Annotated in this window: 26 protein-coding genes; 20 read left to right on the top strand and 6 right to left on the bottom strand. The window is 71.4% G+C overall.

Annotated features, from left to right (window positions below):
- Positions 1-8: 8 nt before the first annotated feature.
- The 3 genes from lipA to FS825_RS09850 are packed head-to-tail and all read right to left on the bottom strand — an operon-like array spanning position 9 to position 2,278.
- Positions 9-992 carry a lipoyl synthase gene (gene lipA / locus FS825_RS09860; protein ID WP_144712411.1) on the bottom strand — a complete coding sequence of 328 codons (984 nt, stop codon included), beginning with the start codon at positions 990-992 and terminating at the stop codon, positions 9-11.
- On the bottom strand, positions 989-1,696 hold the full coding sequence (lipB, locus tag FS825_RS09855) for a lipoyl(octanoyl) transferase LipB (protein ID WP_144712409.1): 708 nt from the start codon (positions 1,694-1,696) through the stop codon (positions 989-991). Before lipB ends, lipA begins: the two co-directional genes overlap by 4 nt.
- Positions 1,697-1,741: 45 nt before the next feature.
- Positions 1,742-2,278: a hypothetical protein gene (locus tag FS825_RS09850; RefSeq protein ID WP_144712407.1), complete on the bottom strand. Its 537-nt coding sequence runs from the start codon at positions 2,276-2,278 to the stop codon at positions 1,742-1,744.
- Positions 2,279-2,337: 59 nt separating this feature from the next.
- On the opposite strand from FS825_RS09850, the gene FS825_RS09845 reads away from it, so the two are divergent.
- Both FS825_RS09845 and ffh read left to right on the top strand, forming a co-directional pair.
- Entirely contained in the window at positions 2,338-2,991 is a 654-nt protein-coding gene (locus tag FS825_RS09845; RefSeq protein ID WP_144712405.1) for a VOC family protein, read from the top strand.
- Between the two features lie 32 nt (positions 2,992-3,023).
- Entirely contained in the window at positions 3,024-4,580 is a 1,557-nt protein-coding gene (ffh, locus tag FS825_RS09840) for a signal recognition particle protein (RefSeq protein WP_144712403.1), read from the top strand.
- A gap of 198 nt (positions 4,581-4,778) precedes the next feature.
- Here the strand turns inward: ffh and FS825_RS09835 are convergent, their stop codons facing one another.
- Positions 4,779-5,918: a glutamate--cysteine ligase gene (locus FS825_RS09835; protein ID WP_222126917.1), complete on the bottom strand. Its 1,140-nt coding sequence runs from the start codon at positions 5,916-5,918 to the stop codon at positions 4,779-4,781.
- A 121-nt stretch (positions 5,919-6,039) separates the two neighbouring features.
- Between FS825_RS09835 and aroA the strand changes: the two genes are divergently transcribed.
- The 8 genes from aroA (at position 6,040) to trmD (ending at position 15,553) form a co-directional block, all read left to right on the top strand.
- Positions 6,040-9,243: a 3-phosphoshikimate 1-carboxyvinyltransferase gene (gene aroA, locus FS825_RS09830; protein ID WP_144712399.1), complete on the top strand. Its 3,204-nt coding sequence runs from the start codon at positions 6,040-6,042 to the stop codon at positions 9,241-9,243.
- Positions 9,240-10,409: an acyl-CoA dehydrogenase family protein gene (locus FS825_RS09825; protein ID WP_144712397.1), complete on the top strand. Its 1,170-nt coding sequence runs from the start codon at positions 9,240-9,242 to the stop codon at positions 10,407-10,409. Before aroA ends, FS825_RS09825 begins: the two co-directional genes overlap by 4 nt.
- 87 nt (positions 10,410-10,496) lie before the next feature.
- Positions 10,497-11,321 carry an SDR family oxidoreductase gene (locus FS825_RS09820; protein WP_144712395.1) on the top strand — a complete coding sequence of 275 codons (825 nt, stop codon included), beginning with the start codon at positions 10,497-10,499 and terminating at the stop codon, positions 11,319-11,321.
- A 4-nt stretch (positions 11,322-11,325) separates the two neighbouring features.
- A complete protein-coding gene (locus FS825_RS09815; RefSeq protein WP_144712393.1) occupies positions 11,326-13,473 on the top strand; it encodes an oxidoreductase in 2,148 nt (715 codons plus the stop codon).
- Between the two features lie 164 nt (positions 13,474-13,637).
- Positions 13,638-14,051 carry a 30S ribosomal protein S16 gene (gene rpsP, locus FS825_RS09810; RefSeq protein WP_144712391.1) on the top strand — a complete coding sequence of 138 codons (414 nt, stop codon included), beginning with the start codon at positions 13,638-13,640 and terminating at the stop codon, positions 14,049-14,051.
- A gap of 4 nt (positions 14,052-14,055) precedes the next feature.
- Entirely contained in the window at positions 14,056-14,292 is a 237-nt protein-coding gene (locus tag FS825_RS09805; RefSeq protein WP_022902329.1) for an RNA-binding protein, read from the top strand.
- A gap of 19 nt (positions 14,293-14,311) precedes the next feature.
- On the top strand, positions 14,312-14,857 hold the full coding sequence (gene rimM / locus FS825_RS09800) for a ribosome maturation factor RimM (RefSeq protein WP_186377165.1): 546 nt from the start codon (positions 14,312-14,314) through the stop codon (positions 14,855-14,857).
- A gap of 3 nt (positions 14,858-14,860) precedes the next feature.
- A complete protein-coding gene (trmD, locus tag FS825_RS09795) occupies positions 14,861-15,553 on the top strand; it encodes a tRNA (guanosine(37)-N1)-methyltransferase TrmD (RefSeq protein ID WP_144712389.1) in 693 nt (230 codons plus the stop codon).
- 242 nt (positions 15,554-15,795) lie between these two features.
- On the opposite strand, the gene map is transcribed toward trmD, so the two are convergent.
- Complete coding sequence (map, locus tag FS825_RS09790; protein ID WP_144712387.1) at positions 15,796-16,587, bottom strand: type I methionyl aminopeptidase; 792 nt, start codon at positions 16,585-16,587, stop codon at positions 15,796-15,798.
- A 182-nt stretch (positions 16,588-16,769) separates the two neighbouring features.
- Here map and rplS point away from each other — a divergent pair, with 182 nt between their 5' ends.
- The 9 genes from rplS to FS825_RS09745 all read left to right on the top strand — a co-directional run bounded on the left by rplS (position 16,770) and on the right by FS825_RS09745 (position 23,891).
- The gene (gene rplS / locus FS825_RS09785; protein WP_144712385.1) at positions 16,770-17,126 is read left to right on the top strand and encodes a 50S ribosomal protein L19; all 357 of its coding nucleotides are present in this window, start codon (positions 16,770-16,772) and stop codon (positions 17,124-17,126) included.
- 121 nt (positions 17,127-17,247) lie between these two features.
- Positions 17,248-17,994, top strand: coding sequence for a signal peptidase I (gene lepB, locus FS825_RS09780; protein ID WP_144712383.1), 747 nt, complete (start codon positions 17,248-17,250; stop codon positions 17,992-17,994).
- Positions 17,991-18,698 carry a ribonuclease HII gene (locus tag FS825_RS09775; protein WP_144712382.1) on the top strand — a complete coding sequence of 236 codons (708 nt, stop codon included), beginning with the start codon at positions 17,991-17,993 and terminating at the stop codon, positions 18,696-18,698. The genes lepB and FS825_RS09775 overlap by 4 nt, the downstream gene beginning before the upstream one ends.
- A gap of 192 nt (positions 18,699-18,890) precedes the next feature.
- Complete coding sequence (locus FS825_RS09770; protein WP_111115750.1) at positions 18,891-19,214, top strand: DUF2469 family protein; 324 nt, start codon at positions 18,891-18,893, stop codon at positions 19,212-19,214.
- A gap of 107 nt (positions 19,215-19,321) precedes the next feature.
- The gene (locus FS825_RS09765) at positions 19,322-19,675 is read left to right on the top strand and encodes a histone-like nucleoid-structuring protein Lsr2 (RefSeq protein ID WP_144712380.1); all 354 of its coding nucleotides are present in this window, start codon (positions 19,322-19,324) and stop codon (positions 19,673-19,675) included.
- A 152-nt stretch (positions 19,676-19,827) separates the two neighbouring features.
- The gene (locus FS825_RS09760; protein WP_144712378.1) at positions 19,828-20,196 is read left to right on the top strand and encodes a YraN family protein; all 369 of its coding nucleotides are present in this window, start codon (positions 19,828-19,830) and stop codon (positions 20,194-20,196) included.
- Positions 20,193-21,719 (top strand): YifB family Mg chelatase-like AAA ATPase, encoded by a 1,527-nt coding sequence (locus tag FS825_RS09755; protein ID WP_144712376.1) that lies wholly within the window; start codon positions 20,193-20,195, stop codon positions 21,717-21,719. Before FS825_RS09760 ends, FS825_RS09755 begins: the two co-directional genes overlap by 4 nt.
- Positions 21,716-22,930 carry a DNA-processing protein DprA gene (gene dprA / locus FS825_RS09750; protein WP_144712374.1) on the top strand — a complete coding sequence of 405 codons (1,215 nt, stop codon included), beginning with the start codon at positions 21,716-21,718 and terminating at the stop codon, positions 22,928-22,930. The genes FS825_RS09755 and dprA overlap by 4 nt, the downstream gene beginning before the upstream one ends.
- Before the next feature lie 34 nt (positions 22,931-22,964).
- Positions 22,965-23,891: a tyrosine recombinase XerC gene (locus FS825_RS09745; RefSeq protein ID WP_144712372.1), complete on the top strand. Its 927-nt coding sequence runs from the start codon at positions 22,965-22,967 to the stop codon at positions 23,889-23,891.
- 144 nt (positions 23,892-24,035) lie between these two features.
- Here FS825_RS09745 and FS825_RS09740 read toward each other — a convergent pair whose 3' ends face one another.
- Positions 24,036-24,641, bottom strand: coding sequence for a M23 family metallopeptidase (locus FS825_RS09740; RefSeq protein ID WP_260981108.1), 606 nt, complete (start codon positions 24,639-24,641; stop codon positions 24,036-24,038).
- Between the two features lie 334 nt (positions 24,642-24,975).
- Between FS825_RS09740 and FS825_RS09735 the strand changes: the two genes are divergently transcribed.
- Positions 24,976-26,418: a sugar porter family MFS transporter gene (locus FS825_RS09735; protein WP_260981107.1), complete on the top strand. Its 1,443-nt coding sequence runs from the start codon at positions 24,976-24,978 to the stop codon at positions 26,416-26,418.
- Positions 26,419-26,466: the final 48 nt, after the last annotated feature.

Genomic DNA, 26,466 nt, shown 5'->3' with positions numbered 1-26,466 from the left:
AGGCGGCTTCAGACCGCCTGGCGGCCCGGCGTGGCGTCCAGCAGGTGGGACACGTGCTCCGGCACCGTGCCCCCGCGCGCCACCGTCGCGCGCGCCCAGAGCCGACCCGCGCGGTACGACGAGCGGACGAGGGGCCCGGCGAGCACACCGGCGAAGCCCATCTGTTCCGCGACCTCGCGCAGCTCGACGAACTCCTCCGGGCGGACCCACCGGGCGACCGGCAGGTGTCGAGGTGACGGGCGGAGGTACTGCGTCAGCGTGATGATGTCCGTGCCGGCGTCGTGCAAGCGCTGCAGGGCGTCCTCGACCTCGGTGCGCTCCTCGCCCATGCCGAGGATGAGGTTCGACTTCGTCACGAGCCCGGCGTCGCGGCCCTGCGTGATGACGTCGAGGGAGCGCTCGAACGTGAAGGCGGGCCGGATGCGCTTGAAGATGCGCGGCACGGTCTCGACGTTGTGCGCGAAGACCTCCGGCCGGGCGTCGAACACCTGGCCGAGCTGGTCCGGGCGGCCGTTGAAGTCCGGTACGAGGATCTCCACGCCGGTGCCGGGGGAGTGCTCGTGGATCTGGCGGATGGTCTCGGCGTAGAGCCAGGCGCCGCCGTCGTCGAGGTCGTCCCGAGCGACGCCGGTCACCGTGGCGTACTTGAGTCCCATCGACACGACGGAGTCGGCGACCCGGCGGGGTTCGTCGCGGTCGAGCGGCTCGGGCTTGCCGGTGTCGATCTGGCAGAAGTCGCAGCGGCGGGTGCACTGGGAGCCGCCGATGAGGAAGGTGGCCTCGCGGTCCTCCCAGCACTCGAAGATGTTCGGGCAGCCGGCCTCCTGGCAGACGGTGTGCAGCTGCTTGTCCTTGACCAGGGCGGAGAGCTCGCGGAACTCGGGGCCCTGGGTGGCGCGGGTCTTGATCCACGCCGGCTTCGTCTCGATCGGCGTCTGGGCGTTGCGTGCCTCGACGCGGAGCATGCGGCGGCCTTCGGGGGCGAGGGTCATGCGAGGGTCTCCTGTCGAGCGGTGCTGCTGATCCGGTTCCTGGTGTGCATGCCGTCGACCGCGGCCTGCGTGCGCTCGGCGACCACCGCCGCGACCTCGTCCACGGTGATCGTGCGGCCGGCGGCGGCGCTGAGGGTCGTGACGCCGGCGTCGGCGATGCCGCACGGGACGATCGCCGCGTAGGCGTCGAGGGCGTTCGTGCAGTTGATCGCGATGCCGTGGCTGGTGACGCCCTCGGCGACGTGCAGGCCGATGGCGCCGACCTTCGCGGTGCTGCCGGGTCGAGTGCCGTCGGTCCCGGTCGTGGTGTCGTCGTGCACCCACGCGCCGCTCCGGCCGTCGACCCGCTCGGCTGTGACACCGAACGCGGCCGCGGCGTCGATGATCACCTGCTCGAGGTCGCGCACCCACGCCACGACGTCGAGCGGCTCGGCGAGCCGGACGATCGGGTAGGCGACGAGCTGCCCCGGCCCGTGCCAGGTGATCCGGCCGCCACGGTCGACCTCGACCACGGGGAAGCCGTCCGTCGGCAGGTCGGAGGGTTCGGTGCGGCGACCCGCCGTGTACACGGACGGGTGCTCGCAGAGGACGAGCGCGCCGGGGGAGCGACCTGCGACGACCTCGGCGCGGAGGTGCCGCTGCAGCGCGAGTCCCTCGGCGTAGTCGGTGGGACCCGGGCGTCGGAGGATGTCGAGGGCCGGCATGACGACCAGGCTACGACGGTTCCTGGACTCCGTCCAACAACCCGTTCAGAGCGGTGGGAGATCCGTCCACGATGCGGTCTGGAGCTCCTCCTCGTAGAGCGCCTTCGCCCGCGGCCGCCAACGGCGCTCGATCACCAGCGCGTTGATCGCGTTCCCGGCCCAGATCGTCGCGGGGAGCAGCGCGAGCAGGACGGCGCGCCAGTCGGAACGTCCGGCGAGCTGGAGGAGGCCGTCGACGGTGAAGATCGCGGCGGCGGCGACAGCCAGCCAGCCGTACCAGCCGGTGCGGTCGATGAACTGCGACAGCGCCCGGACCCGCTTCGCCGCCGGCACGCCCACCGGCTCGGGACCGCCCCGGATCCACCGCTGCACGGCCCGGTGCACCTGGTACCCGCCGTACCGCGCCCAGCTGACCACGACGACGACCGCGATGAGCAGGCCGAACCCGATCGCCGCGGGCGCCACGACGGCGAGGGGCCCGCCCGCCAGGGTGGACCCGAACACCCAGGCGAGGGCGGTGCACAGGACGACGGCACCGACGAGTCGCGCCCACCCACCGAGGTCTATCTCACCGAGACGCATGCTCCGGACCGTAGTCCCGTGCTTGACCTCGAGTGCGGTTGAGGGAGTGCGATGGGGGCATGCAGATCCAGCAGGTACAGCTCGCCACCCGGTCGCTCGACGACACGGCGCGGTTCTACGAACGCCTCGGGTGCGACGTCCGGGCGGACGAGGGTGCCGTCCGGGTGGTCCTCGGCACCACGGGCCTCGTGTTCCGCCCGCTCGACCAGATGACCGGCGCGCACCACCTCGCGTTCACGATCCCGACCGGGTCCTTCGCCGCCGCCAAGTCCTGGATCGCGGGCATCGCGACGGTCCTCGGCACGGACGACGCCGACGAGTTCGAGGGGCCGCCGAACTGGGACTCGCGGTCGGTGTACTTCGAAGGGCCGGACCGGCAGGTCCTCGAACTCATCGAGCGTCGGGCGCTGCCTGCGCCCTCGTCCCACACGGACGGCCACGCGTTCCTCCTGTCGGTCAGCGAGGTCGGCATCGCGGTCCCCGACGTCCTCGGGGCGGTCGAGGTCCTCGGTCGGCACGGTCTCGAGCCGTACGCCAACCCGCCCGTGCCGGACTTCGCGCCGGTCGGCGACGTGCGCGGGCTGCTCGTCCTCGTGTCGCCCGGACGACGGTGGTTCCCGACCCTCGACCGCACGCCGTCGACCGCTCCCGTGGTCGTCGACGTCGGGCTCGGGGAGGCCGTCGCGCTCGCCGACGGGGTCCTCCTGCGGTGAACTGTCCGAGGCCCTTGTAGAATCGACGGATCATGGCGCAATTCGGTTCACTCTCCGATCGGCTGACCGAGACCTTCCGCAACCTGCGGAGCAAGGGTCGGCTGACTCCGTCCGACGTCGACGGCACCGTCCGCGAGATCCGACGGGCGCTCCTCGACGCCGACGTCGCGCTCGAGGTCGTCAAGGCGTTCACCGCAGCAGTGCGGGAACGCGCCCTCTCCGACGAGGTCAACAAGGCGCTGAACCCGGCGCAGCAGGTCGTCCAGATCGTCAACGAGGAACTCGTCGGCATCCTCGGCGGGCAGCAGCGTCGGCTCGAGTTCGCCAAGCGGCCGCCGACGGTCATCATGCTCGCGGGCCTGCAGGGCGCCGGCAAGACGACCCTCGCCGGCAAGCTCGGCAAGTGGCTCAAGAAGGACGGCCACACGCCGATGCTCGTCGCGGCGGACCTCCAGCGTCCGAACGCCGTCCAGCAGCTGCAGGTCGTCGGCGAGCAGGCTGGCGTGCACGTCTTCGCTCCCGAGCCCGGCAACGGCGTCGGCGACCCGGTCAAGGTCGCCAAGAACGCGATCAAGGCCGCCGTCGACCAGCAGTACGACACCGTCATCGTCGACACCGCCGGTCGCCTCGGTGTCGACGCCGAGCTGATGAAGCAGGCCGCGAACATCCGCAAGGCCGTCGACCCGGACGAGGTCCTCTTCGTCATCGACGCGATGATCGGTCAGGACGCCGTCGCGACCGCCCGTGCCTTCCAGGAAGGCGTCGACTTCACCGGCGTCGTCCTCTCGAAGCTCGACGGCGACGCCCGCGGTGGTGCAGCCCTGTCGGTCGCGAGCGTGACCGGTCGTCCGATCATGTTCGCCTCCACGGGTGAAGGCCTCGACGACTTCGAGCCGTTCCACCCGGACCGCATGGCGAGCCGCATCCTCGACCTCGGCGACATCCTCTCCCTCATCGAGCAGGCGCAGGGTGCCTTCGACGAGGAAGAAGCACGCAAGGTCGCCGAGAAGATCGCGACCGACTCGTTCACGCTGAACGACTTCCTGCAGCAGATGCAGCAGCTCCGCAAGGCCGGCTCGATCAAGGGCATGCTCGGCATGCTCCCCGGGGCGAAGGGCATGCGCGAGGCGCTCGACAACTTCGACGAGCGCGAGATCGTGCGCACCGAGGCGATCATCCAGTCGATGACCCCCCAGGAGCGCGAGCTCCCGAAGCTCCTCAACGGCTCCCGGCGCCTCCGCATCGCCCGCGGTGCCGGTTCGACCGTGACCGAGGTCAACGCCCTCGTGAACCGGTTCGAGCAGGCCGCGAAGATGATGAAGACCGTCGCCCGTGGCGGTGTCCCGCAGATGCCCGGCATGGGCCCGATCCCCGGGATGCACGGCGGCAAGAAGCAGCAGCAGGGCGGCGGCAAGAAGAAGTCGAAGGTCGGCAACCCCGCGAAGCGTGCCGCACTCGCCTCGGGTGCTGCGGCAGCGCCCCAGCCGGCGGCGAAGGGGTCCGGGCTCGGGCTCGGCGGCGGCGCCAAGGGCGGCAAGGCGCCGACCGAGGAAGAGCTCGCGAGCCTGCAGAAGTTCCTGGGTCGGTAGACCCGACCACCTGACGGACGGGAGGCGCGGCGCCGGCTGGCACCGCGCCTCCCGTCCGTCCGTCTGTCAGCGCTTCGCGACGTTCCTTCCCAGAACGGCCGCGATGGAAAGCGGGATCGGGCGTACCTGGTCGAAACGAACGACCAGGTACGCCCGGAACGACCAGGTACGCCCGGAACAGCCGGGGAGTCGCGCGGCTCAGAGCGACTCGCGGAACTCCGTCACCAGGTGCCGGACCACCGCGCGCAGGTCCCCGCCGCTCTCCTGCGCGACCTTGAGCTGCCGCTGGTACGAGGCGCCGTCCGCGATCATCGTGTCGAGGTGGTGCAGCTCCTGCTGGCAACCCAAGCGCTCCGCGACCGGATCGAGCCGCTGCACCAGGTCGTGCACCTCGTCGGTCACGAGCCGTTCGTCACCCGCCGCGTTCGTGATGATCTCGGCCTCCATGCCGTACCGGGCGGCGCGCCACTTGTTCTCGCGGATGAACCACGGCTGCATGCTCGGCAGGGTCTCGCCGGCGTCCAGCCGATCCGACATCGCGGTGACCAGGCACTGGACGAGCGCGGTGACGGCACCGACCTCGTGCAGGGTCGAGATGCCGTCGGAGACACGGTTCTCGAGCGTGCCCCAGCCGGGCGAGGGCCGGATGTCCCAGCGGAGGTCCTTGAAGCCCTCGATGACACCGGTGCGGGTGAGGTCGTCGACGACCGCCTCGAAGTCCGGCCACGCGGCGAGCTGCGGCGGGAGCCCGCCCGTCGGGAGCTGCTGGAACATGAGCGCCCGGTTCGAGGCGTAGCCCGTGTCCGTCCCGCCCCAGAACGGACTGGAGGCGGTGAAGGCCTGCAGGTGCGGCACGTAGGCGAGCATCGCGTTCATGATCGGGACGGCCTTGTCGCGGTCGTCGATGCCGACGTGGACATGGACGCCCCAGATGAGCATCTGCCGCCCCCACCAGCGCGTCCGGTCGATGAGCGTCGTGTAGTGCTCGCTGTCCGGCGTGATCTCCTGCTGGTCCCACTGCGCGAACGGGTGCGTGCCGGAGCACATCACCTGCGCGTCGAGCGGTTCGGCCGCGTCGATGACCTCGGTGATGATCCCGGACAGCTCGCTCGTGGCGTCCCGCACGCGCGTGTGGACGCCGGTGACGACCTCCACGGTGTTCGTGAGGAGCTCCTCGGTGACACGGTCGGGGTCACCGAGCCGTTCCTGCACCGCGGCGATGACGGCGGGTGCGCGCGGGCTGAGGTCGCCCGTGTCCCGGTCGACCAGGGGGAGCTCCCACTCGACGCCGATGGTCGACGGGCGGGACTCGCTGAAACGGATCTCCATGCTGTACATCCTGCCCGGGTCCTTGTCGGACACGCACAACGAACCACGCCGCTGGTCGTGCACATCCGATTCCCAGGTTGGTTCGAGCAGGCGTAGCGTGGTCGTGCGTCGCAACAGGGAAGAGGTACGCATGCAGCTGGTCGTGCGCGGGACATCCGCACCGCTCGTCGGGGAACTCGACATCCCGGTCTCGAAGTACCACGCACACCGCGCGCTGGTGCTCGCCTCGCTCGCGAAGGGGACGAGCATCGTCTCCGGCATCAGCGCGACCCGGCAGGTCGAGTGGACCGTCGGCACGCTCCGGGCGCTCGGCGTCGACGTGAAGCGCCGCGGGAACGAGTACCACGTGACCGGCCTCGGCGGCCGCTACGAGGCGACCGACGTCGTCGACCACGGCTCCCGCGGAGCGGACGGCATCCTCAACATGGGGTCCTCCGGCACCACGCTCTACTTCATGACCGGCCTGGCGTCCCTCGCGGACAAGCCGATGACGCTCTCCGGGATGAAGTACTTCCAGCGCCGACCGATCAAGGCGCTGCTCACCTCGCTCCAGCAGATGGGCGTCGAGCTCGAGGCGACGAACGACTGCCCGCCGGTCACCGTCCAGCCGAAGCGCCCGCGCGGCGGCGACGTGTCGATCGCCGGCACCCTGTCGCAGTGGATCTCCGGACTGCTCCTCGTGGCGCCGTTCGCCGAGCAGGAGACCCGCGTCCACATCACCGGCGGCCGGCTCAACGAGCAGCCCTACGTCGAGCTGACCGTCCGCATGATGCGGCAGTTCGGCCTCACGGTGGAGGTGTCCGACGACTGGCTCGAGTACCGGATCCCGGCGAACCAGCAGGCCACCCCGCACGACTACGTCATCCCGCCGGACATCGGCTCGGCCGCGTTCGGCATCGCGGCGGCCGGCATCCGCGAGTCGAACGTGCTCCTCCGCGGCATGACGGCGTTCACCACGGCCGAGACCGACCACCCGGAGAGCGAGTTCCTCGACCTCGCGACGGCGATGGGCGTCCCGATGCGGATCGACGAGGAGACCGGCTTCGTGCGCATCGAGCACGACGGTTCGCCGCTCCGCCCCCTCGACATCGACTGCCAGCCCATCCCGGACCTCCTGCCGGTGCTGTCGACCATGGCGACCTTCGCCGAGGGCACGACCCGGCTCTGGAACGTGGCGCACATCCGGCTCAAGGAGTCCGACCGGGTGTCGGCGATGCTCCAGCTCAACCGACTCGGCGGCCGCGCCGAGCAGGGCGCCGACGAGCTCCGCGTCACCGGCGTCCGTCCGGGCGACCTGCACGGTTCACCGATGTCCTCGTTCAACGACCACCGCGTGCTCATGTCGCTCGCGGTCGCCGCGTCGAAGGCCGACGGCGTCTCGACGCTCACCTACCCGCGGGCGTACCGCATCTCGTACCCGACGTTCCTCGAGGCGATGGACTCCGTCGGCCTCGACATGTCCGTCGGCGACGGGCTCGCCGCCCAGGTCGCGCGCGACGACCGGATCGACGCGGCCGAGGCGGCGTCCGAGGCGACCGACCTGGGCGAGACCGGCGGTGCCGGCGAGCGCGAGGAGACCGGCGACGCCACGGCACGGCAGCTCTCGACGACGCCGGAGCTCGCCGGGGTGGACGCCGACCCACTGGTGCTCAGCGAGAAGGTCCGCGCGCTCTCCGAGACCGACCCCGACGGCCTCGCCGTGATCGAGGTCGGCGGCCCCGAGCCCGTGAACACCACGTGGCGGGAGCTCCAGGACGAGGCCGACCGGGTCTCCGCCCTGCTCCTCGAGCTCGGCGTCCGTCGGGGCGAATCCGTGGCGATGCAGCTGCCGAACTGGCGCGAGTTCGTCTCGATCACCCTCGGCGCGATCCAGATCGGTGCGGTCGCCACGCCGATCATGCCGGTGTTCGGTCCTCGTGAGACGACGATGACCCTCGCCCGGTCGCGGGCCCGGGTCGTGTTCCTGCCGAACGTGTTCCGGAAGCGGCGGCCGGCGCTCGAGCTGCTCGACGTCATCGACGAGGCCAAGGCCCAGAAGCGCCGGCTGTCGGTCGAGCACGTCGTGGTGCTCCGCGCCGAGGCCCGTGGCCACGCGGACGCCCCGACGAACCAGCCGCCGTTGCCCGCCGACGCCGCCGACCGCGTCGCCGCGAGCGAGTGGAACTGGCGCTGGTTCGACACCGCGCTCGACTCCGTGCAGGTGGACGTCGACCAGATCCGGTCGCACGCGCCGGGCCCGGACGACATCTGCCAGCTCCTGTTCACGTCGGGGACGACGGGGGAGCCGAAGGGCGTCCAGCACCCGCACCGCACGCTCGGCCTCGCGACCGCGATGCACGTCGCGCAGTCCGGCCTCACGAGCGCGGACCGGATCTACATCCCGTCGCCGCTCGCGCACCAGACCGGGTTCCTGTACGGCATGCTCCTGGCGTTCCGCCTCGGCGCGCCGCAGGTCATCCAGCCGGTGTGGGACGGCACCGTCGCCCTCGAGCAGGCGTTCGGCGCGGCCGGGGCGACGTTCGTGCAGTGCGCGACGCCGTTCCTGACCGACCTGGTCGACCTGGTCGAAGCGGGAGCACAGCAGCCGGAGTCGCTGCGGATCTTCGTGCCGACCGGTGCCGCCGTTCCGCGTGCCCTCGCGCAGCGGGCCAGCACGGTCCTCGGCAGCGCGATCCTCGGGGCCTTCGGCACGAGCGAGACCTGCCTCGGCGCGCTGTCGAGCCCGTCCGACGACCCGGCGCAGGCGTACGGACACGACGGTCGTGCGCTGCCCGGCATCACGATCCGCATCGTCGACGACGAGGGCCACGAGCTCCCGGCGGACACCGAGGGCAACTTCGAGCTGTTCTCGCCGACGATGTTCGACGGGTACCTCGACCGACCCGACCTCACCGACGACGTCTTCACCGAGGACGGCTGGTACCGCACCGGTGACCTCGCGAAGGTGTCGGAACAGGGCTTCCTGTCCATCACCGGCCGTGTGAAGGACGTCATCAACCGCGGTGGCGAGAAGATCCCCGTGGTGGAGATCGAGAACCTGCTCTACCAGCACCCGCTCGTCACCGACGTCGCGATCGTCGCGATGCCCGACGCCCGGCTCGGGGAGCGCGCGTGCGCGTTCGTCGTCCCGGCCGCCGGCGGGGAGCGGCTCGACTTCGTCGGGATGCAGCGGGCACTCGACAAGGCCGGCGTGAGCAAGTACTACTGGCCGGAGCGGCTCGAGTACATCGACGAACTGCCGCGCAACGCGGTGGGCAAGGTCCAGAAGAACGTCCTGCGGGACCAGGCAGCCGCACTCGTCGCGAGTGCCACGAAGGAGAACGAGACACGATGACCCTGGTCACCGAGACGGCCACCGAACAGGACTTCCAGCAGCTCAAGGCCGAGGTCACCAAGTGGGTCCGAGGCCCGGGCGAGGACTGGGCGAACGAGATCGAGCGCACCGGTCAGGTCGCGCCCGAGCTCTTCCAGGAGCTCAAGGACAAGGGGTGGCTGAGCCTCGCCGCACCGCCGGAGCTCGGTGGCGCCGGCATCCCGTTCTCGCGCTACCTCGAGATCATGGAGGTCGTCTCCCGCTCGCACGCCTCCATCCGGATGCTCGTGCACGTCATCAACGGCACCTGGCGCGCCATGCAGCCGTACGCGACGCCGGAGCAGATCGAGCAGGTCGTCAAGCCGAGCGTCGCGGGTGACAAGCTCGTCGCGTTCACGCTGACCGAGGCGACGGCGGGCACCGGCGCGGACATCCGCACGACGGTCCGCCGCGAAGGCGACACCTACGTGATGAACGGCGAGAAGCACCTCATCACCTTCGGCGTGAAGGCCGACTACTGGCTCATCGCCGCCCGCCTCGAGGGCACCACCGGCCAGGACGGCACGGTCGCGTTCCTCATGCCCAACACGGGCCTCCCCGGCGCCGAGGTGATCGACGACTCCGACACCATGGGCATCCGTGGCACCGACCACGCGATCCTCCGCTTCACGGACGTGCCGGTCCCCGCGAGCGCGCTCCTCGGCGAGGAGGGCCAGGGCCTCGAGGTCGCCCTCGGCGGCTTCCTGCTGCCGAGCCGCGTGTCCGTCGCGATGAGCGCGGTGGGCCTCGCCGAGCGCGCGAACGAGCTCGCCGTCGAGTACGCGAACACGCGGGAGACGTTCGGCAAGAAGCTCTCCAGCCGGCAGGCGATCCAGTTCTACATCGCCGAGAACTACGCCGACATCGCAGCAGCACGGGCCCTGGTCCTCGAGGCCGCCCGCGCGTACGAGGAGGGCCGCCCGGACGCCGGCACGCTCTCCAGCGCCTCGAAGATGGTCGCCGTCGACATGCTCGCCCGCGTGACCGACAAGGCGCTCCAGGTGCACGGCGGACAGGGCTACTGGAAGCGCAACGCGATCGAGCGCGTCTACCGCGACGCACGCGCGCAGCGCTTCGAAGAGGGAACCAACGAGATCCAGAAGCTGGTCGTCGGCCGTGCCGTCGTGACCGGCCAGGCCGGGTTCTAGACCGCAACCCACCAGCGGACTGGAGGCGCGGTGCGGGCCCGCCCCGCGCCTCCCGTCCGTCCCCACGCACGCACGCAAAGGACTGAAGTGACCGACTCCACCACCGCACCCATCGCCCTGATCACGGGCGCGTCCCGCGGCATCGGCCGCCTGCTCGCGCAGAAGCTCGGCCAGCGCGGCGTCACCGTCGTCGTGACGTACAAGGGCAACGCCGACCTGGCCGAGGAGTCGCTCGCCGACGTCAAGGCCGCCGGCGGCGACGGGATCACGGCGCAGGTCGACATCGAGCAGCCGGAGTCGATCGACGCGCTGTTCGACGTGGTCCGCGACACCTACGGTCGCCTCGACTACTTCGTCGCGAACGCGGCGGCCAGCGCCTTCAAGCCCGTCGCGGACCTGAAGCTGCACCACCTCGACCGCAGCTACGCCACGAACGCCCGCTCGTTCGTGCTCGGCGCGCAGCGTGCCGCGCAGCTCATGGACGCGGGTGGCCGGATCGTCGTCGTCACCTCGTACGGGTCGCTCCGGGCGTTCCCGACCTACGCGGCCCTCGGTGCGGCGAAGGCGATGACCGAGGCGTACACGAAGTACATGGCGGTCGAGTTCGGCCCGCGCCAGATCACGGTGAACGCGGTCAACGGCGGCCTGATCGACACCGACTCGCTCGACTACTTCTACAACTCCGTGCCGGGCATGGCGCCGATGCAGTCCGTGATCGAGAAGCTCCCGCTGCAGCGCCCCGGCACCGCGGACGACATGGCCGACGCGGTCGACTTCCTGCTCTCCGACAAGGCGTCGTACATCACGGGGCAGACCCTGTCCGTGGACGGCGGCCTCACCGTCATCGCGCCGCCGTTCTGGGCCGACACGACGTCGCCGCTGCGCGACGCGGTGCTGCCTCCGGCAGAGTAGGCGCATGAGCAGCGTCGCTTCCGCCCCCGTCGTGCCGGACTCGCTCCGGACCGTCGCCTCGCCCTGGACCCTCGGCCCCCTCCACCTGGCGAACCGCGTGGTCATGGGCTCGATGCACACCGGGCTCGAGGTGCACGACGACGGCGGGGCCGGGATGGCGGCGTTCTACCGCGAGCGTGCGGCCGGCGGTGCCGCGTGCATCATCACGGGCGGCATCGCGGTGAACGACGAGGCCCGTGGCGGACCGGACTTCGCGGTGTTCGGCGTCGGGGGAGCGGACGAGCGCTTCCGGGTGGCGGTCGAGGCCGTGCACGAGTCCGGGTCGACCATCCTCGCGCAGCTCTTCCACGCCGGCCGGTACGCGCTCGCCGCAGGGCTGGTCGACCGGCACGGGGCCCCGCAGCGGGTCGTGGCACCGTCGGCACTGCCGTGGGCTGCTGCCCGGGGTGTCGTGCCGGAGGCGCTGACCTCGGCGGAGATCGAGCGGACCATCGAGGACTTCGCGGCGGCGGCGCGTTCGGCGCGGGGAATCGGGTTCGACGGCGTCGAGATCATGGCGTCCGAGGGCTACCTCATCAACCAGTTCCAGTCGCCGCTGACGAACCTCCGCGACGACGAGTGGGGCGGCGACGCGCCCCGTCGCCGGCGCTTCACGCTCGAGGTCGTCCGCGCCGTCCGCGCTGCGGTGCCCGACCTCGCCGTGACGATCCGGCTCTCCGGCGCCGACCTGATGCCGGGCTCGTCGACCGACGACGACGTCGACGCCCTCGTGCACGATCTCCTGCCCCTCGGGCTCGACGGCATCTCGGTGGGCATCGGCTGGCACGAGTCCCGGACCCCGACCGTGCAGGCCGCCGTGCCGCACGGGGCGTGGTTGGACTACGCGGCACGGATCGCCGGCGTCGTGCGGGCATCGGCGTACCCGGACGTCCGGGTGATCGCGTCGAACCGGATGACCGACCTCCGCGACGGCGAGGCCGTCCTGGCCGACGGGCTGATCGACGCGGTCGCCCTCGCGCGGCCGTTCCTCGCCGACCCCGCGATCGTGGACCGGTCCCTCGCGGGTGCGTTCGAGCTCGTGAACACCTGCATCGGCTGCAACCAGGCCTGCCTCGACCGCTCGATCGTCGGCGCACCGGTCTCGTGCCTCGTGAACCCCCGCGCCGGACGGGAGGTCGCGTTCCCCGCGCGGCCGACCACCGACCCGAAGCGCGTCGACGTCGTCGGCGGCGGGCCGGCCGGACTCGCCGCCGCGGTCGACGCCGCACGTCGCGGACACACCGTCACCCTCTGGGAGGCGTCCGACCGGCTCGGCGGCCAGTTCGAGCTCGCCGCGCTCGTGCCCGGCAAGGAGGACTACGCCGCGACCGTCCGGGCCTCCCGCGCCGAGCTCGAGGCCCGCGGGGCGACGATCCACCTCGGCCGCGCCGCGACGGCCGCCGACCTCACGACGAGCGACGCCGTCGTGCTCGCCCCAGGGGTCGTCCCGCGCACGATCGACATCCCCGGCGCGACGCTGCCGCACGTCCGGTCCTACGAGCAGGCGCTCCGCGAGGGCGTACCGGCCGGCACCGTCGCGATCATCGGCGGCGGCGGCATCGGCGTCGACACCGCAGCGTTCCTGACCGAGTCGCCCGACGAGGCTCGGCGCGCCGCGGAGTTCGCCGCCCGCTGGGACGTCGACGTGTCCGAAGCCGTCGTCGGTGACGTGCCGCAGCGGCTCCCGGCGGCCACCAGGACGCTCCGGCCCGGCCACGACGTCACGGTCCTCCGGCGCTCGGGCAAGTTCGGCCAGGGGATCGGCATCACCTCCCGGTGGGTGGCGATCGGCCGCCTCCGGGACGCCGGCGTGCACATGGTCGGCGGCGTGCAGGAGTACCTGCGCATCGAGCCTGGTGTGCTCTGGATCCGCGACGATCACGGCGAGGAGCGGGCCGTCCCCGCGGACCACGTGGTGGTCTGCGCCGGGCAGGAGCGCGCGCTCGGGACCGGTGACGAGGCGGACGGGCGGCCGACGGACGGACTCGAGCCGGGCCTCCAGGCAGCCGGCGTGCCGTACGCCGTCGTCGGTGGAGCCCGCGACGCGCGGAGCGTGGACGCGGTCCGCGCGACCTCCGAGGCCCTCGAAGCGGTGCGGCGACTCGCGCCGTAGCGCGTCGGCTCGCATCCCGGCCGGGAATCTGCAAGAATGAACGGTCGAATCGCCGCAGCTCGACCCTCTATCCAGCTGTGAGCGATCTCTCTCGAGCTTTCACCGTGTGTGCCCCCACGCCCGCGGTTCCGGTTCAACCACAACGTAAGCAAACAGGAGCAATTGTGGCTGTCAAGATCCGTCTGAAGCGTCTCGGTAAGATCCGTGCGCCGTACTACCGCATCGTCGTCGCCGACTCGCGCACCAAGCGCGACGGTCGTGTGATCGAGGAGATCGGTCAGTACCACCCGACCGAGGAGCCCTCGGTCATCAAGGTCGAGTCCGAGCGTGCGCTCTACTGGCTCGGCGTCGGCGCGCAGCCGACCGAGCAGGTCGCTGCCCTGCTCAAGCTGACCGGTGACTGGGCCAAGTTCAAGGGCGAGAAGGACACCGAGTCCAAGGTCAAGGTCGCCGAGCCGAAGCACCCGTTCACGGTCGACGCTTCCAAGAAGGCCGTCCTCAAGCCGAAGTCGGAGAAGACGGCTCCCGCCGCTCCGGCCGCGTCGGCTGACGAGACCGCCGAGACGACCGAGGCGTAATTCCTTGCTCGAATCCGCGCTGACGCACCTCGTCAAGGGGATCGTCGATCACCCCGACGACGTGCGCGTCGCCAGTTCCACCTCCGCGCGGGGCGAGGTCCTCGAGGTGCGCGTGCACCCCGAGGACCTCGGCCGCGTGATCGGTCGCGCCGGACGGACCGCAAAGGCGCTGCGCACCCTCGTCTCGGCTCTCGCCGACGGCAAGCGGGTGCGTGTCGACGTGGTCGACACCGATTCCTAGGGAGACGACCCAGCTCCGGGTGGGTCGCATCACGAAGGCGCACGGGCTCAAGGGCGGCATCAAGCTCGAGCTCTACACCGACGACCCGGATCGTCGCTTCACGCCAGGAGCCGTCTTCACGCTCCAGGTCCCGGACGACTCGCCCTGGGCCGGCAAGACCATCGCGCTCGACGAGCTGCGCTGGTACAACGGCCACCCGGTCGCCTTCTTCGAGGGCATCGGGGACCGGTCCGCCGCCGAGACCCTCGCCCGCGCGATCCTCTGGGTCGAACAGGACGCCGACGCCGAGACCGGCGAGGACGACGCCTGGTACGACCACCAGCTGGTCGGGCTCGACGTCCTCCGCGACGGCGTGTCCGTCGGGACGGTCGCCCGCGTCGACCACCTCCCCGCGCAGGACCTCCTCGCCGTCGCGACCGCCGACCGCGGCGAAGTCCTCGTGCCGTTCGTCTCGGCGATCGTCCCGGCCGTCGACATCGAGGCGGGCACCGTCACGGTGACGCCGCCGCAGGGTCTCTTCGAGGACCCCGAGGACACCTCCCGACCCGAGACGGTCACGGACTAGCGCGTGCGCATCGACATCGTCACGATCTTCCCCGAGTTCTTCTCGGTGCTGGACGTCTCGCTGCTCGGCAAGGCCCGCACCGACGGCCTGCTCGACGTGCACGTGCACGACCTCCGGTCCTGGACGACCGACCGGCACCGCACCGTCGACGACACCCCGTACGGCGGGGGAGCGGGCATGGTCATGAAGCCCGAACCGTGGGCGCAGGCGCTGTCCTCGATCCTGCGGCCCGACGGGTCGTCCACCCTCGTGGTGCCGACCCCCGCCGGGACCCCGTTCACGCAGTCGATCGCGCGGTCGCTCGCGGCGACGGCGGACCACCTCGTGTTCGCCTGCGGGCGGTACGAGGGCATCGACGCGCGGGTCTTCGAGTGGGCGTCGACGCGCTGTTCGGTCGTCGAGCTCTCGCTGGGCGACTACGTCCTGAACGGCGGCGAGGTCGCGGCGATGGCGATGATCGAAGCCGTCGGACGCCTCGTCCCGGGGGTCGTCGGCAATCCGGAGTCCCTGGTGGAGGAGTCCCACGAGGACGGCCTCCTCGAGTACCCCTCGTACACGAAGCCCGCGTCCTGGAGGGACCTCGACGTGCCGGAGGTCCTGCTCAGCGGGCACCACGGCCGCGTCGCCGCGTGGCGGCACGAGCAGCAGGTGGAGCGGACGCGGCGCGTCCGGCCGGACTTGCTGCCCGACGCGTAGGCGCGCGGCGCGCCGCGCGCCGCGCGCCGCGCGCCGCGCGCCGCGCGCGCGGTCTGCCCGAGTCTCGGGCTGGGCGACGGTTCTCGGGCGTGCGAGCGCGAGAAGTGTCGCTGAGCCCGAGACTCGGCTCCGCGCTGTCGGACGGGAGGCGCGGGGCGGGCCCGCACCGCGCCTCCCCCCACCGGCACGGCCGGCCCGCCGCTGGCGCGTCGGTCCGGGACCGGCGGTGTGGGCCCAGTCCGTCAGGCGGGTGCGTCGGCGCGCTGGGCGCGGCGGAGGGTGAGGACCTCGGGACCCGCCTCCGTCACCGCGACGGTGTGCTCGACGTGCGCGGCACGCGAACCGTCGACGCTCTTGAGCGTCCAGCCGTCGTCGTCCTGCACGAGCTCCGCCGTGCCCTGCATGAGCCACGGCTCGATCGCGACCACGAGGCCCGGGCGGAGCTTCAGCCCACGCCCCGGTCGACCGTCGTTCGGCACGTGCGGGTCGCCGTGCATCGTCCGACCGACCCCGTGGCCGCCGAACTGCAGGTTCACGTCGTAGCCGGCGTCGTGCGCCACGCGGCCGATGGCGTACGAGACGTCACCGAGCTTGTTGCCGACACGGAACTGGTCGATCCCGGCGACCAGGGCGCGCTCGACCGTGTCGATGAGTCGCTGGTCCTCGTCCCGAGGGGTGCCGACCTGCACCGACACGGCGGAGTCCGCGACCCAGCCGTCGACGCTGGCCGCGAAGTCCAGGCTCACCAGGTCGCCGTCGGCGAGGGTGTAGTCGTGGGGGAGGCCGTGCAGCGCCGCGTCGTTCACCGAGGTGCAGAGGTTCTTGCCGAACGGCGAGTTGCCGAACGACGGGTGGTAGTCGACGTAGCAGCTCTCGGCGCCGCGGTCGGCGATCATCCGTGCAGCCACTCGGTCGAGGTCGAGCAGGTTCACACCGACGTCGACCGTGGCGAGCAGCTCGTCGAGGACGTCGGCCACGAACCGACCAGCGACGCGCAGGCCGTCCAGCTCGGCGGGGGTGCGGAGTTCGATCATGGGTCCATCCTCGCGTGTTTCCCGACCCGTGCGTTTTGCGACGGTCGCCGACTGTGGCAGGATGGGTAGCCGTGCCCTGGCTGGACTCTGCCACGGGGGAGTCGCCGACACCGGGCACACACCAATCCTCACCGACATCGATCCGCGGCGACCCGTGCGCGTCCGCAGAGAGTGACCCAATCATGAGCCAGCTCCTCGACCACGTCGACGCAGCATCGCTGCGCACCGACGTCCCGGACTTCCGTCCCGGCGACACCATCAAGGTGCACGTCAACATCATCGAAGGCACGCGCTCGCGTGTCCAGGTGTTCCAGGGCGTCGTCATCGGCCGCCAGGGCCACGGCCTCGGCGAGACCTTCAAGGTCCGCAAAGTGAGCTTCCAGGTCGGTGTCGAGCGCTGGTTCCCGGTGCACTCGCCGATCATCGACCACATCGAGATCGTCACCAAGGGTGACGTCCGTCGCGCGAAGCTCTACTACCTGCGCGAACTCCGTGGCAAGGCGGCCCGCCGCAAGATCAAGGAGAAGCGCGACGCCTGATCGCCTTCACAGTGAGCGTCCGCGAGCCGGACGCCGCTGCCGGCCCCTCGTCCATGTACGGTTGTGCATCGACGGGGGGCTTTCCCTTTGCCCGGACCCGTGGCAGTGAACGAGAGCGGAAATGACGGACACGACTGACGAAACCGGGCGCCGGCCCCGTGTCGAGAAGAAGCGCAACGGGGTCCTCACGTTCCTCCGCGACCTCGTCATCATCTTCATCGCGGCGCTGCTGGTCTCGTTCCTCGTCAAGACCTTCCTCATCCGGTCGTTCTACATCCCGTCGGCGTCGATGGAGAACACCCTGCAGATCAACGACCGGGTGATCGTCAACGAACTCGTGCCGGGCGTCGTGTCGCTGAAGCGCGGAGACGTCGTCGTCTTCAAGGACCCGGGCGGGTGGCTCACCGGGTCCGAGGTGCCGAGCGTCACGCCGGACACCCAGCCCGCGAAGGCCATCGACTGGCTCCTCACCCAGGTCGGACTCGGCACCGGTGACAGTGACGACCACCTCATCAAGCGCGTCATCGGCCTGCCCGGTGACAAGGTCTCCTGCTGCAACGACCTCGGACAGATGTCCGTCAACGGCGTGCCGATCAAGGAGCCGTACCTCAAGCTGCCGACCGCCGAGACCCGGGCCTCCGGGACGGACTTCTCGGTGACCGTGCCGAAGGGCACCATCTGGGTGATGGGCGACAACCGGTACGACTCGAAGGACTCCCGGTACAACGGCGACACCCCCTCGAAGGGCTTCGTGCCGCTGTCGGACGTGACCGGTCGCGCCTTCGTGATCTCCTGGCCGTCGAGCCGGTGGACCTGGCTCGACGACTACCCCGACGTGTTCGCGGGCGTGGAGGAGAAGGACAAGTGACCGTCGTCCGCCCGTCCCTCCGCGTCGAGAAGAAGCTCCTCGGCGAGGGACGGGTGACGGTGATCGGCATGGACGAGGTCGGACGCGGCGCGATCGCCGGACCGGTCGCCGTCGGCGTCGCCGCCGTGACCGTCGACGTCGGCCGCGTGCCGCAGGGACTCGCGGACTCCAAGCTGCTCAGCGCCGCCCGCCGGGAAGCGCTGGACCCGGTCGTCCGACGCTGGACCCGGACCGCCGTCGGCATGACGTCCGCGTCGATCGTGGACGAGCAGGGCATCGTCCCGGCGCTCGGGCAGGCCGGCGCTGCGGCGCTCGGTGCGCTCGTGGCGAAGGGGCTCTCGCTCGACGGAGCGGTCGTCGTGCTCGACGGTTCGTTCGACTGGCTCACGCGCGCGGTCCCGGCGGCGCTGCGGATGCCGTCCGACCCGCTCGAGGTCGTCGTGCGGATCAAGGCCGACCGGGACTGCGCGTCGGTCGCGGCGGCCTCGGTGGTGGCCAAGGTCGCCAGGGACGCACTGATGGTGGCGGCGCACGACGAGGCGCCGCACTACGCGTGGGCGTCGAACAAGGGGTACGGGTCGACGGCGCACTACGACGCGATCCGGGCGGTGGGGGCGCACGCGCTACACCGGAAGAGCTGGTTGCACCAGGCGTCGAGCGTGGCGCTGGACGGGTTCGCGGAGTTGGACGCGCTGGCGGGCTGAGCCGGTGGGCCGGTCGGCGGGTGTGCCGCGGGTGCTCCGGTCGGCTGGTGCTGGGGGTGGTTCGGTCGGCTGGTGCTGGGGGTGGTTCGGTCGGCGGGTGTGCCGGGGGTGGTTCGGTCGGCGGGTGTGCCGGGGGTGCTCCGGTCGGCTGGTGTGCCGCGGGTGCTCCGGTCGCCGTAGACTGTGGCCGCGATGGATGACGACGAATTCGACGACTACGACCGCGAGGTCGAACTGGCCCTGTACCGCGAGTACCGCGACGTCGTGGCGCAGTTCCGCTACGTGGTCGAGACCGAGCGGCGTTTCTACCTGGCCAACGAGGTGGAACTCGCCCGCCGGGACACCGAACACGATTTCTACTTCGAATTGACGATGAACGACGTCTGGGTGTGGGACGTCTACCGTTCCGACCGGTTCGTCAAATCGGTCCGCGTGCTCACGTTCAAGGACGTGAACGTCGAAGAACTCACCTCGCGTGAACTCGAGTTGCCGAAGGAACTCGCACTCGACGAGTGATCTTCAGTTTCAATGCGGATGCTGAGAAACGCCGAGTCATTTGTGCCGGAATGAATGGCACCCGCTAATGTGGTGGGGAATTCCGTCCCCGATTGCAGGAGCGCGCCATGGCACAGAAGGTCACAGTCCAGCTCGTCGACGACCTCGACGATTCGCCCATCACCCCGGGTGAAGGGCGCACCGTCGAATTCGCCTTCGACGGCTCGAACTACGAGATCGACCTGACCGACGACAACGTCGACAAGTTCCGCGAAGCGATCTCCGACTACGTGGCCGCGGCGCGCAAGGTCTCCGGTCGCCGGACCGGCGGCAGCGGCACTGCGCCGAAGTCCGCACCGAAGCGTGGCAATTCGGAAGAGCTCGGCAAGATCCGCGAATGGGCGAAGGAGAACGGGTACGAGGTCTCGACCCGCGGCCGTATCTCAACCCAGGTGCAGGAAGCGTACGCAGCCGCACACTGAGCGTGATGTGCGAAGGCCCGGACGACGTGGAGTCGTCCGGGCCTTCGCTTTGTCCTCCACAGCTGCCCGTTGCGCGTTGATCCTCCACAGATGTCCGCGTGGGCATCCTCGGCGACCGTCGCTGGCGAAAAGGTCGTTCCGGAGGCAACGACATGGAACGAACACCGCTGCAGAACAGCAGTCTCGGACGATTCGGCGAAGACCGGGCCGCAGAATGGTTGGAAGCCCACGGGTTCCGGGTGATCGAGCGCAATTGGCGATGTGCGCGCGGCGAGATCGACATCATCGCCTGGCAGTCCTGCACGCTCGTCTTCGTCGAGGTGAAGACGCGTGCCGGAGCGACGGCCGGCCACCCGTTCGAGGCGATCACGGCGTCGAAGGTCACGCGGCTGCGGCGGCTCGTGCCCGCGTGGTTCCAGGACCACCCCGAGGTGACGGCGCGGCTGATCCGCATCGACGCGGTGGCGGTGCACGTCGAGGGTGACCGGGTCGGCGTCGAGCACGTCGAGGGCGTGCTGTGACGACCGACATCGGGCGGGCATCCGCGATCGCGCTGGTCGGCGTGCAGGGTCGGGTGATCGAGGTCGAGGCGCACCTGACCAGTCAGCTGCCCGGGTTCAGCATCATCGGACTCCCGGATGCCGCCCTGGGCGAAGCGCGCGAGCGGGTCCGCTCCGCCAGTGCCGTGGCCGACTGCCCGCTCCCGGCGCGACGGATCACCGTCAACCTGACGCCGGCGTCCATCCCGAAGCGCGGGTCCGGCTTCGACCTGGCGATCGCCATGGCGATCCTCGGCGCCGAAGGAGTCGCACCCGGGGTCTCGCGCAGCGTGGCGTACATCGGCGAGCTCGGGCTCGACGGCCGCGTGCGTCCGGTCCCGGGCGTCATCCCGATGGTCATCGCCGCACGGGACGCCGGTGTCCGGACGGCCGTGGTGCCCGTCGGCAACCTGGAAGAAGCCCGCATCGTCCCCGGGATCGACGTGGTCGGCACGCCGTCCCTCCGTGCGACGGCGATCACGGCCGGTGCGCTGTTGCCGCCCGTCGAGACCGAACCGGTCCTCCAGCCGGCCGTGCTCGAACCGGCCCCCGAGGCACACGACCTGGCGGACGTGATCGGGAACGCGGTGGGGGTGCGCGCCGTGATCGCTGCCGCGGCGGGCGGTCACCACATGTTCCTCCTCGGACCGCCGGGTGCCGGCAAGACGATGCTCGCCGAACGACTCCCCGGGCTGCTGCCCGACCTCGAGCCCGACGCGGCACTCGAGGTGGCCGCGGTCAGGTCCGTGAGCGGCCTCGGCAACCAGTCGTGGTGCACGCGTCCGCCGTGGGAAGCGCCGCACCACTCGTCCTCGGCGACGGCCCTCATCGGAGGCGGGTCGGGACTCCTCCGACCCGGAGCGGTCTCCCGGGCGACCCGCGGAGTGCTGTTCCTCGACGAGGCGACCGAGTTCCCGCGGGCCGTCCTCGACGCGCTCCGGCAACCGCTCGAGTCCGGTCGGATCACGATCCACCGGAGCGTGGGCAGCGCGGAGTTCCCTGCCCGGTGCCAGGTGGTGCTGGCAGCCAACCCGTGCCCGTGCGGGAACGCCGGCTCGCGGGGCGGACCGCTCTGCTCGTGCAGCCCGAGCACGGTGCGCAAGTACCTCGGACGCATCTCCGGGCCGCTGCTCGACCGGATCGACATCCGTGTCGCGGTGCCGCGCGTGACCACCGGGACCATCCGCGCGGCCGAAGGGACGGCGCCGACGACCGCTGCCGCGGCCGAAAGAGTGCGGGCCGCGCGGCAGCGGATGCGCGAGCGGTTGCGGGGGACCGGCTGGACGTGCAACGCCGAGGTCACCGGTCCGTGGCTCCGGGCGGAGGGGCGTGCGGCGGCGGGAGCGACCTCGAGCCTGGACCGGGCGCTCGACTTCGGGACGCTCACGATGCGGGGGTGGGACCGGGTGATGCGGTTGGCGTGGACCATGGCGGACCTCGGCGACGTCGCGCGGCCGGGCCAGGACGAGGTCCGGCGGGCTCTCGCGCTGCGGAGTGCCCTGTGAACGCCGCGCCGTCCGAGGGAGCACTGGCACGGGTGTCGTGGAGCGTCCTCGCCGAGCCGGGTGACTCCGTCGCGGGGGAACTCGTCGGCCGCCTCGGTGCAGCCGAGGCCCTCGTGCTCGTCGAGCGTGCGATGCACACCGGGCCGGACGAGCTGGTCGAGCGGCTCGGCGGGGGCGTCTCGTTCGCCGACGGTCCGGATCGCGTCCGGGTCGAGGTGGAGCGGGGGCTCGACCGGTGGCGTCCCCGCCTGCAAGGCACGGGTGTCGAGGCAGGGACGGCGACCGCTGTGGCCGCCGGGGCCGCCGTGGGTGCGCGGCTGGTCGTCCCGGGGGAGCGCGGGTGGCCGATTGCGCTCGACGACCTCGGGCCGCACGCACCGTTCGTCCTGTGGAGCCGTTCGGAGCTGGACGACCCTGTCGGGTCGGCCGGTTGCGTCGCCGCCCTGGCGGTCGTCGGATGCCGGGCGAACACCGTCGCGGGAGCCGAAGCCGCCGCCGAGATCACGTCGATCGCCGCGGACGTCGGCATCGAGATCGTCTCCGGGGGCGCGTACGGCATCGACGCCGTGGCGCACCGGGTGGCCGTCGCCGCCGGGACCCCGACCACGGCCGTGCTCGCGGGCGGGGTCGACCAGTTCTACCCGGCGGGCAACACCGACCTCCTCCGGAACGTCCTCGGTCGCGGTCGGGTGCTCTCCGAGTCACCCCCGGGGACCCGTCCGACCCGGTGGCGGTTCCTCTCCCGGAACCGACTCATCGCAGCGCTGTCCGGAGCCACCGTGGTGGTCGAGGCGGCCGCCCGCTCGGGGGCGCTCAACACCGCGCACCACGCGCTGCACCTCGGACGCCCCGTGTTCGCCGTTCCCGGGGCGTTCACGTCGGCGGCGTCGGTCGGGTGCCACCGGCTCATCGCGGACGGGAACGCGCAGATCGTCGTCGGGCCGAGCGATCCGGTCACCGCGCTGCTGGCCGACACGAGCGTCCCGGGCGACGCGACCGGACCATCGCCGGAGAGCGGCACCGTCGTCCTCGCCACGGGTGCCGATCCGCACGTGCAGCGGGCGCTCGACGCACTCGACCGGCGGCCGCTCCCGGTGGAGGAGATCGCTCGTCGCAGCGGTCTCTCGGTGGACGACGCAATGGACGCGCTCGCACTCGCGCAGCTCGAAGGGCTGGCGGTTCCCCTGGCCGACGGGTGGTGTCGCCGCTGACCGCGGAGTCGGTGGCGGGACCTACGCTGAGGGCGTGACGGATCACGAGCGGCTCACGGTGGCGGTGGACGCCTTCCTCGGCCACGCCCGCCACGCGCGTGGTCTCAGCGAGCAGACGGTGCGTGCGTACGCGAACGACCTCGAACAGTTCGTCGCCTTCGCCACGGAACGAGGGGTCGAGCTGCTCCCGGACGTCGGGCTCGAGCTCCTCCGTGACTGGCTCTGGGACGCCGACCACCGCGGTCTCGCGCGGAGCACCATCGCCCGTCGGTCCTCCTCGGTCCGGGCCTTCACCCGGTGGGCGAGCGAGGCCGGGCGCATCTCGAACGATCCGGGCGTCCGGCTCCGTGCCCCGAAGGGAGCGGCACACCTGCCGCGGGTGGTGTCGTCCGAACAGGTCCGGACGATGCTCGACGGCCTGGCTGCGCGGGCCTCGAGCGACGACCCGGGAGCGCTCCGGGACCTGGCGGTGGTGGAGCTCCTGTACGCGGCGGCGATCCGTGTCAGCGAGCTCGTGGGCATCGACGTCCGCCACCTCGATCGCGAGCGGCTCACCGTCCGGGTGCTCGGGAAGGGCGGACGCGAACGTGTCGTGCCGTTCGGGGTCCCGGCGCGTGATGCGCTGGAGGCGTGGCTCGAGCGTGGGCGGCCGGTCATCGCCGCGCGGACCGAGGCTGCGGACCCGGACGCGCTGTTCCTCGGCGACCGCGGAGCCCGTCTCGGCGTTCGCGGGGCGTACCGGATCGTCGCCAGGCTGCTCGCGGACCTGCCGGGCGAGGGGCCGAGCGGGCCGCACACCTTCCGACACACCGCGGCGACGCACCTGCTCGACGGGGGAGCGGACCTCCGTGCCGTGCAGGAGCTCCTCGGGCACGCCAGCCTCGGGACGACCCAGATCTACACGCACGTCTCGTCCGCTCGACTCCGCGAGGTCTACCGCACCGCCCATCCCCGCGCCTGACGAGCCGCCCGCGCCTGACGAGCCGCCCGCGCCCGCGCCTGACGAGCCGCCCGCGCCTGACGAGCCGCCCGCGCCCGCGCCTGACGAGCCGCCCGCGCCCGCGCCTGACGAGCCGCCCACCCCCGCGCCTGACGAGCACAGCCCTCATCCGGGCAGCGGGGCATCGGGCAGCCGGACGGGCCACGCGGCGTCGGGCAGCAGGACGGGCCACTCCGCCGGCGGCAGGTACGGCGTCGGGTCCACGTACCGCTCGTCGAGTCGGGCGCCGAGGTGCAAGCACGGATCCGACGCGGGGCAGTGCCCCACCGACACCGTGCCCAGTTCTTCGCCCTGCACGACGGTGTCGCCGACCGTGACCGCCGGCGCGACGGAGTCGAGCGTGCTCACGAGCCCACCTCCGTGGTCGATGGTCACGACACCGCGCCCACCGACCTGGCCCGCGAAGGTCACCGTGCCGTCGGCCACCGCGACCGCCGCCGTCCCGATCGGCGCCGGGACGTCGAGGCCGCGGTGGCCGGCGGAGTAGTCGTCCGCCGGGGCCTGCCACGGGCGGACCACCACGCGGGTCCCGGTCGGCCACACCCACGGCAACGATGCCGGAGCGGGAGCGGGAGCCGAAGCCGTAGCCGGAGCGCGGTACGGCTCGGACGGCGCCATCGGCCGGACGCCGCAGCCCGGCACGAGCAGGAGCAGCAGCAGCGCGGCCACGAACGCGGCGATGGGAGCGGCGGCGAGGAGTGGGCGGTGCACGGAACCGAGCCTCGCGGGTGCGGGCGCGGGCCGCTGCCGAGGCGGGCCGATCTGTGGAGGGTGGGTCGCGCCTCCAGGCCGGTGGAGGAGGGACGCCCGCGAGCCGGGCGGAACCAGTGCGTGCGCATGGTGCGACGTCGCACGCGTCGATCGCCGGGCGCGGTGTCGAACTCGGCGTGCCACCGACGGGCGCGGTGTCGAACTCGGCGTGCCAGCCGCTCGGGGAGTACAGTCGAGGCCGCTCCGGAACACGCAACGCCGCTCGGACGGCGAACCAGCCGACCGTCGGAGCACCGTGCAGCATCCCGCACGGCGGCGGGGAACCTGGAGCATCGTGTCGAACACGTCCACCCAGCACGGCGAAGACCGTGCCTTCAAGGGGAAGGTCACCGCGTTCGCGGTCGCAGCAGCGGTCGGCGGTTTCCTCTTCGGCTTCGACTCGTCCGTCATCAACGGTGCGGTCGAGGCGATCAAGGGCGAGTTCGACCTGTCCGAGGGGGCAAGCGGGTTCGCCGTCGCGTCGGCGCTCATCGGCTGCGCCTTCGGTGCCTACTTCGCCGGTCGTCTGGCTGACCGCTGGGGTCGCACCCGCGTGATGTTCTGGGCGGCCGTGCTCTTCCTGGTCAGCTCGATCGGGGCGGGTTTCGCCTTCGCGACCTGGGACTTCGTGATCTGGCGCCTCGTCGGCGGTCTCGGCATCGGCACCGCGTCGGTGATCGCGCCGGCGTACATCTCCGAGGTCGCCCCGAAGCAGATCCGCGGTCGTCTGGCCTCGTTCCAGCAGCTGGCGATCACGCTCGGCATCTTCGCCGCGCTGCTGTCCGACCAGTTCTTCGCGGTGACCGCCGGCGGCGCGTCCGAGGTCATCCTCGGGCTGCCGGCCTGGCGCTGGATGTTCCTCGTCGGTGTGATCCCGTCGGTCGTCTACGGCGTCCTCGCGATCACCCTGCCGGAGTCCCCGCGCTTCCTGCTGGCGCAGGGCCGGAAGGACGACGCCCGCGACGTGATGACGAAGATCGTCCCGCGGGACACCGTCAACACCAGCCTGGAGGAGATCCAGGACGGCATCGACAAGGAAGCCACCGAGAAGAAGGGCTCGATCCGCGGCAAGCGGTTCGGCCTGCAGCCGATCGTCTGGGTCGGCATCATCCTCGCCGTGCTCCAGCAGTTCGTCGGCATCAACGTGATCTTCTACTACTCGACGACGCTCTGGCAGGCCGTCGGCTTCAAGGAGAGCGACTCCTTCCTCATCTCGACGATCACCTCGGTCGTGAACGTCGCGGTGACCTTCATCGCGATCTTCCTCGTCGACAAGGTCGGCCGAAAGCCGCTCCTGGTGAGCGGTTCGGCGGGCATGTTCGTCTCGCTGGCGATGGTCGCGATCGCGTTCTCACAGGCCGAGATCGTGAACGGCAACCCGAGCCTCCCCGGCGCGTGGGGCATCATCGCCCTCATCTTCGCGAACCTCTTCGTGGTGTCGTTCGGCGCCACGTGGGGTCCGCTGATGTGGGTGCTGCTCGGCGAGATGTTCCCGAACCGGATCCGCGCGACGGCGCTCGGCATCGGTTCCTCGGCGAACTGGATCGCCAACTTCCTCGTCACGATCACGTTCCCGGTCCTGTCCGGCTTCAACCTCACCGTGACGTACGGCATCTACGCGCTGTTCGCCCTCATCTCGTTCTTCTTCGTCATCGCGAAGATCCCGGAGACGAAGGGCCGCTCGCTCGAGGAGATGGGCATCTCGGCCGAGGGCGGCACGGTGGGCGCCAAGGCCTGACGCGTCGTCACCACTGCTCGGGAGGCGCGGTGCGGGTCCGTCCCGCAC

The sequence above is a fragment of the Curtobacterium pusillum genome, from assembly GCF_007680845.1.
Classification (GTDB): Bacteria; Actinomycetota; Actinomycetes; order Actinomycetales; family Microbacteriaceae; genus Curtobacterium; species Curtobacterium pusillum_B.
This window is presented reverse-complemented; position numbering and strand designations above follow the sequence as displayed.

Bases quoted from the DNA above. Each gene is read 5' to 3' on its own strand.
- lipA (WP_144712411.1), bottom strand. From the start codon at position 992: ATGACCCTCGCCCCCGAAGGCCGCCGCATGCTCCGCGTCGAGGCACGC.
- lipB (WP_144712409.1), bottom strand. From the start codon at position 1,696: ATGCCGGCCCTCGACATCCTCCGACGCCCGGGTCCCACCGACTACGCC.
- FS825_RS09850 (WP_144712407.1), bottom strand. From the start codon at position 2,278: ATGCGTCTCGGTGAGATAGACCTCGGTGGGTGGGCGCGACTCGTCGGT.
- FS825_RS09845 (WP_144712405.1), top strand. From the start codon at position 2,338: ATGCAGATCCAGCAGGTACAGCTCGCCACCCGGTCGCTCGACGACACG.
- ffh (WP_144712403.1), top strand. From the start codon at position 3,024: ATGGCGCAATTCGGTTCACTCTCCGATCGGCTGACCGAGACCTTCCGC.
- FS825_RS09835 (WP_222126917.1), bottom strand. From the start codon at position 5,918: ATGTACAGCATGGAGATCCGTTTCAGCGAGTCCCGCCCGTCGACCATC.
- aroA (WP_144712399.1), top strand. From the start codon at position 6,040: ATGCAGCTGGTCGTGCGCGGGACATCCGCACCGCTCGTCGGGGAACTC.
- FS825_RS09825 (WP_144712397.1), top strand. From the start codon at position 9,240: ATGACCCTGGTCACCGAGACGGCCACCGAACAGGACTTCCAGCAGCTC.
- FS825_RS09815 (WP_144712393.1), top strand. From the start codon at position 11,326: ATGAGCAGCGTCGCTTCCGCCCCCGTCGTGCCGGACTCGCTCCGGACC.
- map (WP_144712387.1), bottom strand. From the start codon at position 16,587: ATGATCGAACTCCGCACCCCCGCCGAGCTGGACGGCCTGCGCGTCGCT.
- rplS (WP_144712385.1), top strand. From the start codon at position 16,770: ATGAGCCAGCTCCTCGACCACGTCGACGCAGCATCGCTGCGCACCGAC.
- lepB (WP_144712383.1), top strand. From the start codon at position 17,248: ATGACGGACACGACTGACGAAACCGGGCGCCGGCCCCGTGTCGAGAAG.
- FS825_RS09770 (WP_111115750.1), top strand. From the start codon at position 18,891: ATGGATGACGACGAATTCGACGACTACGACCGCGAGGTCGAACTGGCC.
- FS825_RS09765 (WP_144712380.1), top strand. From the start codon at position 19,322: ATGGCACAGAAGGTCACAGTCCAGCTCGTCGACGACCTCGACGATTCG.
- FS825_RS09760 (WP_144712378.1), top strand. From the start codon at position 19,828: ATGGAACGAACACCGCTGCAGAACAGCAGTCTCGGACGATTCGGCGAA.